Source organism: Paraglaciecola chathamensis S18K6, assembly GCA_000314955.1.
Taxonomy (GTDB): Bacteria; Pseudomonadota; Gammaproteobacteria; order Enterobacterales; family Alteromonadaceae; genus Paraglaciecola; species Paraglaciecola chathamensis.
Window position 1 is genome coordinate 182,585 of the sequence record BAEM01000042.1, and the last position, 12,049, is coordinate 194,633.

The window sequence follows — 12,049 nt, forward strand, 5'->3', positions numbered from 1 at the left end:
AACTGATGCTGTTCATGGTTGATACTGCCGCAACGAACCGCTGTTCAATACAGACAGTATTTTGTCAGCATAAGCAGGATCGGTGGCATAACCCGCTTGTTGTAATTCGTTAAAATAATTTTTAGGGTCGCCGGTATGCTCCAGTGCTTGCTGGTAGCGCGGGTTGTCTTTTACGAACGATGCATAATCTTGCATCGCATCGTTAAAAGAGTTGTATGCTCTAAATTTGGCTTTTTTCGGGGCGGCCAATCCTTGCTCAAACTCGATTGTACTCACATTTGCGGTGTCGCCCTGCCAACCATTACCGGCTTTTATTCCAAATAAGTTGTGAGTATTTCCCTTATCAGTGTGCATCATGTATTGCCCCCAGCCAGTCTCTACTGCGGCTTGCGCTAACAACGCTTTAGGATCGATACCGAGTTCTTTAGCCACTTGCTGCGCTACAGGATAAAGCGTATCTAAAAATTCATTTTGATCACGAAAGGCTGCGTCTTTGTAGCCCGCATTTGACGATACACTTTCTGGTAACACAAGCTGTTGCGCCTGTTCAATACTTTGTGCGCTATGACGATTAATATCTGACAGATTTGCATCGTTACGAATAACACTAGAAGGCGTAAATCCATTGCCACCTTTACTCAATTGTTTAACTATGATGTCAGCTAAACCGATACTGCCGTTATTCGACATGTCGGTGGCTAATTGTTGATCATGCATGTCGCGGTAAAACTTTACCTGCTCTGAATTAAATGGGCTGTCTTTGTCGGCCATAACATCTTGTGCTTTACGCATAGACTTGAGCATCATTTGTACAAAAATCGCTTCGAATTGCTTCGCCGCTTCTTGTAATGCAGCGTCATCGCCGCTTTGTGCCGCACGGCGCAGTTTGTCTAGGCCCTGAATGTCATTCGCATTGCGCGACATATCAAACTGACCTTGAAACTTAATGCTGTTGTCTATGCTATCCATCGGCTACGCCTCAACCCAGTCAATCATGTTAAATCACCACCAACTCACCTTGTAAAGCGCCTGCTTCACTAAGCGCTTCAAGGATCGCCATTAAATCGCCAGGCGCTGCGCCCACTTCATTCACTGCGCGAACTAATTGGTCTAAGGTCACCCCAGGGTCAAATTTAAACATGCGCGTATCATCTAAATTAACATCGATGATCGACTGATCCGTTACTACCGTCTCACCTTCTGCCAAAGGGTTAGGTTGAGAGACTTGTTGGTTTTCACTGATTGTCACGGTCAAGCCACCATGGGTAATGGCCGCAGGCAATAAACGCACATCTTGACCAATCACAATCGTGCCGGTTCGGCTATTAATAACGATGCGTGCGGGCGCTTTGGCCGGCATAAACTCAAAATTCTCAAGGGTGGCTAGAAACCCTACACGCTGGCCCACATCCCTAGGTGCAGAAACCCGAACCGACGCCGCATCAACTGGAGTGGCAATAATATATCCTTTATCTGGATCTGCCCCTAAACGCTGGTTAATCGTGTCAGCTAGGATTTTTGCCGTTGAAAAATCAGGGTAATTTAGATTCAACGTCAAAAAGTCGTTTTGCATAAAACCACTGGGAACGGCCCGTTCGATTAACGCGCCATTAGCGATACGTCCGACCGTTGGTGTGTTAGCAACTATTCTAGAGCCATCGGCGCCTTGAGCACCAAAACCACTGACAACCAAACTCCCTTGAGCAACGGCATATACTTTCCCATCAAGCCCTTTTAAAAAGGTTTGCAATAGCGTTCCACCACGTAAACTTGCCGCCTCACCCACAGAGCTTACAGTCACATCGATTGTTTGCCCCGGCTTTAAAAAAGGCGGTAGTTCGGCATGAACCGCCACTGCGGCTACGTTTTTTATTTTCGGTTTTAAGCTGCTATCTAAACTGATACCAAAATTGGTTAACATGGTACGAAAGCTTTGTTCGGTAAAAGGGCTTTGCTCACCTGTACCCGGCAAACCGACCACCAGACCATAGCCTACCAATTGGTTACTTCTCACTCCTTGCACGCTTGCTAAGTCTTTTATCCGCTGAGCTTGGCCTATAGGGGCAATCACTACAGCTGAGATAATTAGTATGAATAACAGAAATTTCATTTGTGACTCCTGCCTAAAAAGGCCAGTACTCGGAAGAAAAGAATTGTGTGAGCCAGCCTTCTTTCTGTGCAGATGCAAAGGTGCCTGTACCACTATACTGAATGCGAGCATTGGCAATTTTAGTTGATATAACTTCATTGGTTGGGCTGATATCCGCAGGACGCACAACTCCCGTTAAACGAATATATTCATTGCCATTATTTAACGTGAGCCATTTTTCTCCGCGCACTAATAAATTCTGATTAGGGAATACTTTCATCACGGTGACAGAGATATCACCACTTAAATTATTGCTTTGATTGGCTGACGCATCGCCGGTGAATTCATTTGAACTGTCGACACCGAGCTGCACAGATTGTGAGCCAATATTGAGCGCATTGCCGCCTAACCCAATAATTGGATTCACATCGAGTGCCGATTCTTTAGAGGTGGTAGTACCTGCCGATTTCGTGGCACTGGTATTTTCTTGTAAGCTCACCGTAATGATGTCGCCTACTCGACGCGCTTTGACGTCGGAATACAAGCTATTTGCCATATCGGCCTGAAAGATTGAGCCATCCTCGGCAATTTTCTGCCGCGGTAACTCTGCCGTAATAGGTGCATAGTAAGGGTCGTTCGGCATGATATCCGGCTCAGGCGTGCTTTGACAGGCGCTGAGTAATCCACTTAATCCAATGACATATAAGGCTTTCATAATATTAACCATTAAAGTTGTTGAATAACCTGACCCAACATTGAATCCACAGCTGAAATCACTTTGGAATTCATTTCGTAAAGTCGCTGACTTTCAATCAGATTGACCAGTTCTTCAGTAACATTAACGTTGGATGTTTCCAGCGCTCCCTGAACAACAGTGCCTAATCCTTCAAGGCCTGGAACCCCTTGGATAGGCGCGCCACTAGTAGCAGTTTCCACATACAGGTTTTGACCAATAGGTTGTAAACCTGTCATGTTAACGAAATCAGATAAGCTGATTTGGCCTAACACTTGTGGGTCTGCTTGACCACGAATGGAGGCCGATACCTCGCCGTCTTGAGAAATCGTAATTTGCTGGGCGTCTTCAGGCACAGTAATGTTGGGCTGAAGTAAAAAGCCCGCACCAGGCGTAACAATCTGCCCTTCGTCATTAAGGGTAAATTGACCATTACGTGTATACGCAATTGTGCCATCTGGTTGCTGAATTTCGAAAAACCCACGCCCTTGGATGGACATGTCCAGCGCATTTTCTGTGGTCAGCATATTGCCTTGGGTATGGGCTTTTTGTGTGGCGACCACTTTACTACCTGCACCTAACATCAAACCCGACGGTAACTCAGTATCCGCTGATGAACGACCACCCGGCTGGTTAATATTTTGATAAAGCAAGTCTTCGAAAATCGCTCTATCTTTTTTAAAGCCAACAGTACTGGCGTTTGCCAGGTTATTTGAAATAACAGCCACATCAGTCTGTGCTGCATCGAGTCCGGTTTTGCTAATCCATAATGCTGGGTGCATAGGACACCTCCTCTATTAAATTTATTTTAAGCCTGTCGCTAATAATCAGTTGTTCAACTAGAACTAAACAATGCGCAGTAGCTGATTCGCTCTGGAATCTAAATCACTGGCTTCTTTCATGAATTTCACTTGCATTTCGTAGTGGCGCTGTAAGCTGATCATATCGACCATTTCTTCCACTGGGTTCACGTTGCTGCCTTCTAGCATGCCGTTGCGAATGCTGACCGTAGGGTCAAATTGCGCTAACTCGCCGTCTTTTTGACGGAACAAACCATCGTTGCCCCGCTCAACGTTGTCTAAATCTGGATTGACTAATTTCAATCTACCCACTTCTTCAAGCACGGTTTCAGGCGCACCTTGTGGCCTAACTGAAATGGTTCCATCACCTGCAATGTTGATGTTCGATAGTGGTATTGGCAGAAATACTGGGCCAAACTCGCCGACAATAGAATTTCCAGATGAATCTTGTAATTGCCCATCGGCACTTATCTGCAAACTACCATTACGGCTATACGCTTCAGCGCCATTAGCATCTAGTACGGATAACCAACCTTCACCTTGAATAGCGACGTCTAAGTTTCGTTCGGTTTGAATCATAGCCCCGCCTTCAAAGTTGTTGGCAGGGTTCTCTGTCATGGAAAAAACCCGAGTCGGTAAGCCGTCACCAAACGCTGGCATACTGCGCGCCTGCTCTAGCTGAGCTCGAAAACCCGTAGTTTGCGTATTGGCAAGATTATTTGCGCGAACAGCGGTCCCAAGGAGATCTTGTTTAGCCCCGCTGGCGGCAATATAAAGCAATTTATCCATGACAACTTCTTGACGAAAAGTGAATTTACTAAGAACTGTGCAAATAAAGTGCCATTCATAGCAAACAGCATATTAATTAAGCAGTGGTTGAATGAAGGCCCTAGTTTAAACCCAGTTAAATTCAACCTATAAAAAAGGCCACATAACGTGGCCTTAGGATAATAAATGTTTGAAATTATTAACGAATATTCAAGATAGTCTGGTTAAGTTGGTTGTTAACTTCAAGGGCACGTGAGTTCGCTTGGAAGTTCCGCTGAGCGATGATCAAATCAATCAATTCAGTGGTCAAATTCACGTTTGCTTGTTCTAACGCTGAAGAGTTAATATCCCCAAACGTACCAGTGGTTGCCTCACCGGCAAGTGCTTCACCGGATAAGATACTTTCTTGCCACTGGGTATTACTTTGTTGCGTCAACCCTTGATCATTGGCAAAGCGTACCAAGGCCACTCGGATAATCGGCTCTGATGTACCATTAGAGTAGGTTGCTCTTACTAGACCATCAGCACCAATATCAATACCTGTTAACCGGCCTACTGCTAAACCATCTTGCTCCAATGAAGTGACTTCAAAAGCAGAGGCAAATTGGGTCGGCTCATCTGCCGTTGCCACATTGGGATCAAAGGCAAAGTTGGTTGATATTGTTTGAGATGGATCTGAACCATTGGCTAGAATAGTTCCGCCTAATGCAACGGATGTAATATCGCCTGTTGGACTTGGGGTACCATCAGCATTTTGAATTTCAGTAAAATCCCCCCCTGCGCTAAAGGTCATACGATATCCAGCAACACCTGTACCAAGAGACGTTTCCCCCACTACATTTGGCCCTGTGGCTGGTGGGTTACCAATCGTGTCCCCTTCTGTGTTAAGCGGTTGTTCGTCCATGTAAGTTGCAACGACCCACTCATTACTGGCAGCAGCCGAATCTTTCATAAAGTAATACGTCATAACGTGGCTATCACCGAGTGAATCAAACACGGTAACAGAGGTTGCAGCATTATAAGTAAGTGGATCTGATGGGTCGAAAAGATCCAAGTTGACCGCATCATCCCCCGCTGGCAAGTTCATTTTCAGTGATACTTCAGACGTTGGCTGAGGTGAACCTGACGAGTCAGGGATACGTACAGGCTGAGTGGTGCTTAATGCAACAGACGAAGAGGTTCCATCTGGGTTAACAGGGAAACCAAGTAAGTTGTCACCGTTAGAGTTAACCACAAAATTTTCAGCATCAAGCTTGAACATACCTGCACGGGTAAAAGAAAATTCACGTGAATCAATTTCAGGGATCGTGGCAAAGAAACCATTACCTGTTACCGCAAGATCCAGTGAGTTATTGGTAAATTGCAAGCTACCTTGCGAGAATTGTTGAGCAACTTCTTGCGTTATTACGCCGTCACCTACCTTGGTTTTACCGCCTGCTAACAGGGATGATGCATAAACATCACCGAACTCTGCACGTGACTCTTTAAAACCTACAGTATTGACGTTAGCAATGTTGTTAGCCGTTGTATCTAAGTCTCTTTGCGCAGCGGAAACGCCACTCAATGCAATATTAAAAGACATGTTATTTTCTCCTGTTAACCACCAAGTTGAATGACGTCGTCGAGTTTGACACTGACATCACCATCTAGATTTAAAATGACACCTTGGCTGCTGCCAGCGAGGCTGACGCTATCAACATGCCGATTGACCGCTGTAACAAGCTGTTGGGGTTCGCCTGAAACATTACCTTGTGCTTTCACTACATAATTGCCAGGGGGCATAAAATTACCGCTTGCATCTTTACCATCCCAATTAAACTGAATATTGCCCGCAGGTTGCGTGCCTATATCAATAGTTTTAACTATGCTGCCCGATTCATTTTCAATGGTAATTTTGGTATTAAGTGTCGTGGTGTCGTTAATAACAACGCCTGAAACACCTTGCCCTTCGCTGGCCATATGAGCCACATCACCTTGTAGTAAAACTTGCTGACCTATCAAACTAGACGCTTGCAGCGCTTGATTTGATGTCATGGAAGTAGCAAACGTCTCAAATTTTTCATTAAGCTGGCTAATGCCGTCTGCCATTGTGAAACTGGTCATCTGAGCCACCATCTGATCATTGTCCACCGGCTTACTCGGGTCCTGATTCGCCAGTTGCTCGGTCAATAATGAGAAAAAATCCTCTTGTGACAAATTCTGATTGCTATCGTCAGCCACCGGCACCGTTTCTGGTTGCCAGTATAGGTCGCTGTTTAAGCCGTTTTTAACTAATGTATCCACGTCTGTACCTCAAATTATCCGGTGTGCGAGCGCTTAGCTGCCTTGGCCTAAACGCAATACGTTTCTAAACAAACGTTTAGTCGTATCCGCTACTTGAACATTGGTTTCATAGGCTTTTGACGCAGACATCATGTCGGCCATTTCTTCAACTATGTTCACGTTTGGTTTATAGATATAGCCGTTTTCATCCGCCATCGGGTGACCAGGGCTATACTCGATTTGCAATGGTGCTTGGCTCTCGACGACGCCTAACACTTGTACACCTGTACCTGCATTTTGATCTTGAGAAGCACGTTGCAATTCAGCGGCAAAAACAGGATGACGAGCCTTGTAAGTTTGGTCATAACTGCTACTGACAGAGTTCGCATTCGCCACGTTACTTGCTGTGGTATTTAAGCGCACACTTTGCGCACTCATGCCCGTGCTGGCGATATCCATTACGTTAAATAAACTCATTAGCTTTGACCTCCGCTGATGGCTTTTTTCATGCCTTTAATTTTACCGTTGAGAAACTCTACGCTCGCTTGGTAACGCAAGCCATTGTCCAGAAATGCGTTACGTTCAACTTGTACATCAACGTTGTTGCCATCGCCTGTATCAGGTTGATTGCTTATGCGAAATTGCATTTCACCTGAGCCTTGCATGTTGCCTTTAATATGGTTTTCATGAGTGCGGGTAAGATTTTGGCTACGCCCACTTTGTGCACTGCGCATAGCATCTTGAAAATTAATGTCACGTGCCTTGTATCCGGGTGTATTGGCGTTGGCCAAATTGCCAGCTAACACTTCCATACGCTCAGTGCGAACTTGCACAGCCTTGTGAGTGAATCCCATTAATTTATCTAAACTGATTGCCATTTGCTTTACTCCTCATTCGTCGGGAGTAAAGCAATAGCTATGCCACAAAATATTTGGCGGTGGTGAGAATTTTAATTAAGAGTTTGAAATTATTAAGTTTTTTTAACGTAATAAAGACCACTACCACTACGATTCATGTCGAAATCGGTGGAAATTCCGGTCAGCGACTCCGAGGCGCCAACAAAAAGAACCCCTTGCGGTTGCAGGCAAGCGGCAACTTTTTGCAGTATGGATGCCTTGGCACTTGCCGAAAAATAAATCAGTACGTTACGGCAAAATACCACATCATAGCGAACCGCAGTAGAAAACGGCGTTAGCAAGTTAATAGGTCTAAAAGTAACCAAACTACGTACGCTTTGCTTCAATATGCTACTGTTCGCCCCCGGTGGGGTGTCAAAAAACCGTGCTAATCGCTCAGCCGATAACCCTCTTGAAAGGGATAAGTTGTCGTACTTAGCTTCCTTCGCCAAACTCAACATGTCACTGGATATATCCGTTGCGATAATTTCAATACCAGCAGAAAATGCGCCTGGGTTCCGGGCCTTGTATTCAAGCACTGCCATAGCAATAGAATATGGCTCCTGCCCTGAAGAGCAGGCGGCACTCCATACTTTGACCGGTTTTTTAGCTTTGGCTAGTGAAGGCAATAAGGTATTTTGTAGAATTTCAAACGGGTAGCCATCTCTAAACCACAGGGTTTCATTTGTGGTCATGGCGTTAACAACTGCATTCATTAATGTCACGTCATAGCCTGAAGTCGTCCGTTTAATCAATTCAGATAAAGATGGATGATTAAACTTTAACACTAAAGGCGAAAGACGGCTGATCACTAAATATTGCTTGTTGTCCCCTAAAACAATGCCGCATCGATTTTCTAGATAACGGCAAAATACTCTGTATTCCTGCTCATCAAGTGTTTGACGGCTCAATAGATTTTCCTTGATGGTTATTTACTGTCGAACCACTTTTGCACTGAGGTCACCAGTTCATCTGGGTGGAATTTAGCAATAAAATCATCTGCTCCCACCTTTTGAACCATGGCCTGATTAAAGACACCGCTTAAAGATGTATGTAACACCACGTGCAAATCCTGTAACGCTGGATTATTTTTAATCTCGGCAGTAAGGGTATAGCCGTCCATTTCAGGCATTTCAATGTCAGATACCAGAATACCAACCTTATCTGTAATATTGCCGGTCTCTTCAGCTAATGCTTTTAAGCGGTTCAACGCCTCAAGGCCATTTTTAGCCATCTCAATTTCTAACCCTAGCGTAGACAAGGCTTTCTTAACCTGATTGCGCGCTACAGAGGAGTCATCAGCAATAAAAATAATCTTTTCACGTTTGTTTTCAACCGAGATGCTCGATACGTCTTCACTGACATCAGTGCTAATGGGTGAAATCTCATTTAAAATCTTTTCAACATCTAATATTTCAATAAGTTCTTTTTCAAACTCGGTGACTGCCGTTAAGTAACTCGCCCGCCCACTGCCTTTAGGCGGCGGCATAATCGCCTCCCAATTGGTATTGATGATCCGTTCAACGGCGCCGACTAAAAACCCCTGCACTGAACTATTGTATTCAGCGATAACAACAAAAGCAGAGTTTAAATCGTGAATTGGTTTGCCACCGGTCGCCATGCTCATGTCGATAACAGAAATGGTTTGCCCTCGGATATGAGCGATTCCGCGAATATAGGAATTTAACTTTGGAATAGAGGTCAATTTTGGACATTGCAGTACTTCTCGTACCTTAAACACGTTAATGCCAAATTTTTGCCGACCGTTCAATCTGAATAATAATAACTCTAAGCGATTCTGCCCCACTAACTGGGTACGCTGGTTAACTGAATTCATAATTTCAGACATGTAAAACTCCGTGAAAATTAAAATCGGCTTAATAGTTGCTTTGACCTTAATATCGCGGCAAATACTTCGCTCATTACGCTAAATCGTCTAATTTTTGACGCTATGCTCAGCCTGTATTTGCCTAAGCATAGACAAATCGGTCTCAAGTGAAAATGAATAATAATGTTATTTATAAAGTGCTTGTAGCAATCACCCTACTGGCTTTTACCCATTCAGTGGGCTTTGCAAGCACAAGCAGTCATAAAACGCGCTCAGCACAGTTAATTACTGGTGCAGAGCAATACGTGGCATCACAAATCAATACATCGGCAGATGCTCACTTAAACATTAGCACGGCTGACATTGATCAGCGGGTAAACCTACCTATTTGCCCCACGCCAATTGTGTATAGTGTCAATGCCGACTCTTTACAGCAGAGTAATATAGCGGTCAAGGCGCTATGCCAGCAAACAAATTGGTATATGTATTTAATGGTAAACGTAAAACAAATGCAGCCAGTGGTGGTGATATCAAACGCGGTAAGCCCAGGTACAATATTAAACCAGAGTAACATTAAGTTGGTCGATATGAACCGGGCACTATTGAGGCGCACGACATTCTCAACACTGGATGATGTCCTAGGCGCTAGGATCAAAAGACGCGTACGACCTGGCCAACCCATTACACCGAATAATTTATGTTTTGTCTGCAAGGGTGATACAATTGTCATCAATGCTTCAAATCCAATGATGCAAGTCAAAGCGACGGGAGTTGCAATGCAAGATGGTAATATTGGAGACACGATCAGCGTCACCAACAGCCGTTCTAAAAAGCAAATTAATGCACGCGTTGCCAGTACCAGCGAAGTCGTTGTTAATATATAGGTGAAACACCCGTACAGCATACAAAAATTGTGTAAGTCGCCCTAAAGATTTGTTCTAGGATGCCGATACAATATTTGAGGAAAGTTTATTAAGGTCAGGTAGTCATTATGTCTATTAACAATGTTAACAACAATGGTCAAAAGCAAGTTATTGATAACCAAAAAGTTAATCAACAACAGTCGCAAAACCATCAAGCGAGTGAAGCCGCTGCAAAGAGCACTTCAGCGCAACCTGTACGTCAAGATTCTGTGTCGTTAACGCAATCTGCACAGCAACTAGCGCAAGTACAGAAAAAGAGTACTGAAGCACCAGTCAATCAAGAAAAGGTTGATAGATTGAAAAAAGCGATTCAAAGCGGTGAATACAGTGTAAATCCTGAGAACCTTGCGAAGAATATTGCATTGCAAGAATCAGATATATTTGGCAGAAACTAGTATCGGCAGCATAATGATTGCCTACTAAACAACAGGCAAAGCGAATGTCAGAATTAATAAAAGCAATAAAAATACAGTTCGACCATCTCGAAAACCTCATTCAAGCGCTTGACGCTGAGCTGCATCTTATTAGCACCAGAGATGCAGAAGCCCTGATAAACCTGCTCAAAAATAAAGAAGAATTGCTGACGAATATTCAACAGCAAGACGACGCCATAAGCCAAGCATTCAATGCCGCCACTGAGCAAGAGCGCACAAGCGAAGAAGTTACTGCGCTATTTGAACAAGCGAAAAAGCTAGTCTCAGAGTGTGAATACCGTACCAAAATAAATCAAACCGCTGTTGAACAAGGTCAACTTCGACTTGAGCATTTACGCACCTTGTTACTTGAGTCTCGCGCTAAAGAGTCCATGACCTATGACAAGAGCGGAAAAGCACGTGGCGGTAAGAGCGGTCGAGGGATCAGCGCTTAGTCTACAAAGACTGAGGCCTTTAAACCTTCCTTTATTGCATTCTTCTTTGTTTAACCACAATGATGCACGCTAAGCGTATTCATTGTTTCGATGATGTTGAATCAGCCTAATGGCGGCAAGCTCTTGCCGCAAAACACCATAAATGACAATACTGCTAGGCTGTAAAAGGAAACCTGCCGCGAGCGTATATTAACGTTAGTAGTAATGAACGTCCTTTACGCGTTTAGGCCGAGCCGTAGAAAGATATATGTCGTACACACGTTTGAAATCTAACTCTAATTCAGTGGCATATAAGTCGTCCCCCACTGGGTAACTTTTGATTACCCTCGCGCCACGAATAACCCCTTGTACTGAACTCGATAAACGCTCATCAGATAGTAAAAAATTAGATAATGTCTGGCTACCGTCAACTTTTTGGCCATACACCTGCTCAGTAAGTTCACGATATGCATCGAGCTTTGAGGCTTTAATCGCCATTAGCATTTTAGTTGAGTCTGTATTGCCCCGTTGCCCTTTGATGGGTGCATAGCCAATAGCGGATAACACAGGGTACTCTTGTGGCTCTACCACCTCCCACTCAACCTGTTTATCGAACACAGAGGAACATCCGCCAAGCACCAAGCTTAAGCTCATTAAGGTAAAATATAATCTTTTCATATTGATTCCAGTGCTAACAGGCCGAGCAAGCTATTGCCGCTTTGTGGCCATTATCATGTGTATGGTATCGGGTATAGCAAGAACCGCACCTTTATTTAGCCGTTTTACAGCAACCAATAAAAATTCTGCTTAAAGGCTCGGTATAGGTATGAAAAATGCTTAACCAATGGAATTACACAAAGGCGCCTAATGTCTAGTTTTGTCCCCTGCACCACCAGTACTGGG

At 44.2% G+C, this 12,049-nt stretch carries 15 protein-coding genes; 3 read left to right on the plus strand and 12 right to left on the minus strand.

Going from position 1 to position 12,049, the window contains the following annotated elements; all coding sequences use genetic code 11:
• Positions 1–12: 12 nt before the first annotated feature.
• The 11 genes from flgJ to GCHA_RS16035 all read right to left on the minus strand — a co-directional run bounded on the left by flgJ (position 13) and on the right by GCHA_RS16035 (position 9,397).
• Positions 13–969, minus strand: coding sequence for a flagellar assembly peptidoglycan hydrolase FlgJ (gene flgJ / locus GCHA_RS15985; RefSeq protein WP_007990059.1), 957 nt, complete (start codon positions 967–969; stop codon positions 13–15).
• A gap of 28 nt (positions 970–997) precedes the next feature.
• Entirely contained in the window at positions 998–2,110 is a 1,113-nt protein-coding gene (locus tag GCHA_RS15990; RefSeq protein WP_007990060.1) for a flagellar basal body P-ring protein FlgI, read from the minus strand.
• Positions 2,111–2,123: 13 nt separating this feature from the next.
• Positions 2,124–2,804: a flagellar basal body L-ring protein FlgH gene (gene flgH / locus GCHA_RS15995; RefSeq protein ID WP_007990061.1), complete on the minus strand. Its 681-nt coding sequence runs from the start codon at positions 2,802–2,804 to the stop codon at positions 2,124–2,126.
• A gap of 11 nt (positions 2,805–2,815) precedes the next feature.
• Positions 2,816–3,604 (minus strand): flagellar basal-body rod protein FlgG, encoded by a 789-nt coding sequence (gene flgG, locus GCHA_RS16000; protein WP_007990062.1) that lies wholly within the window; start codon positions 3,602–3,604, stop codon positions 2,816–2,818.
• 63 nt (positions 3,605–3,667) lie between these two features.
• Positions 3,668–4,411: a flagellar basal body rod protein FlgF gene (locus GCHA_RS16005; RefSeq protein ID WP_007990064.1), complete on the minus strand. Its 744-nt coding sequence runs from the start codon at positions 4,409–4,411 to the stop codon at positions 3,668–3,670.
• Positions 4,412–4,589: 178 nt separating this feature from the next.
• Positions 4,590–5,972, minus strand: a complete 1,383-nt coding sequence (gene flgE / locus GCHA_RS16010; protein ID WP_007990067.1) for a flagellar hook protein FlgE — start codon at positions 5,970–5,972, stop codon at positions 4,590–4,592.
• A gap of 14 nt (positions 5,973–5,986) precedes the next feature.
• Positions 5,987–6,673 (minus strand): flagellar hook assembly protein FlgD, encoded by a 687-nt coding sequence (flgD, locus tag GCHA_RS16015; RefSeq protein WP_007990068.1) that lies wholly within the window; start codon positions 6,671–6,673, stop codon positions 5,987–5,989.
• A gap of 33 nt (positions 6,674–6,706) precedes the next feature.
• The gene (gene flgC / locus GCHA_RS16020; RefSeq protein ID WP_007990070.1) at positions 6,707–7,129 is read right to left on the minus strand and encodes a flagellar basal body rod protein FlgC; all 423 of its coding nucleotides are present in this window, start codon (positions 7,127–7,129) and stop codon (positions 6,707–6,709) included.
• Positions 7,129–7,530 (minus strand): flagellar basal body rod protein FlgB, encoded by a 402-nt coding sequence (gene flgB, locus GCHA_RS16025; RefSeq protein WP_007990072.1) that lies wholly within the window; start codon positions 7,528–7,530, stop codon positions 7,129–7,131. The genes flgC and flgB overlap by 1 nt, the downstream gene beginning before the upstream one ends.
• Before the next feature lie 92 nt (positions 7,531–7,622).
• Positions 7,623–8,459 (minus strand): CheR family methyltransferase, encoded by an 837-nt coding sequence (locus tag GCHA_RS16030; protein WP_007990074.1) that lies wholly within the window; start codon positions 8,457–8,459, stop codon positions 7,623–7,625.
• Between the two features lie 17 nt (positions 8,460–8,476).
• Complete coding sequence (locus tag GCHA_RS16035; RefSeq protein ID WP_007990075.1) at positions 8,477–9,397, minus strand: chemotaxis protein CheV; 921 nt, start codon at positions 9,395–9,397, stop codon at positions 8,477–8,479.
• A 152-nt stretch (positions 9,398–9,549) separates the two neighbouring features.
• Here GCHA_RS16035 and flgA point away from each other — a divergent pair, with 152 nt between their 5' ends.
• From flgA to flgN, 3 genes are all read left to right on the plus strand, one after another.
• A complete protein-coding gene (flgA, locus tag GCHA_RS16040) occupies positions 9,550–10,260 on the plus strand; it encodes a flagellar basal body P-ring formation chaperone FlgA (protein WP_007990078.1) in 711 nt (236 codons plus the stop codon).
• 107 nt (positions 10,261–10,367) lie between these two features.
• A complete protein-coding gene (gene flgM, locus GCHA_RS16045; RefSeq protein WP_007990079.1) occupies positions 10,368–10,694 on the plus strand; it encodes a flagellar biosynthesis anti-sigma factor FlgM in 327 nt (108 codons plus the stop codon).
• A gap of 44 nt (positions 10,695–10,738) precedes the next feature.
• Positions 10,739–11,167, plus strand: a complete 429-nt coding sequence (flgN, locus tag GCHA_RS16050; RefSeq protein WP_007990081.1) for a flagellar export chaperone FlgN — start codon at positions 10,739–10,741, stop codon at positions 11,165–11,167.
• A gap of 195 nt (positions 11,168–11,362) precedes the next feature.
• Here the strand turns inward: flgN and GCHA_RS16055 are convergent, their stop codons facing one another.
• Complete coding sequence (locus tag GCHA_RS16055) at positions 11,363–11,824, minus strand: LPP20 family lipoprotein (RefSeq protein WP_007990083.1); 462 nt, start codon at positions 11,822–11,824, stop codon at positions 11,363–11,365.
• Positions 11,825–12,049: the final 225 nt, after the last annotated feature.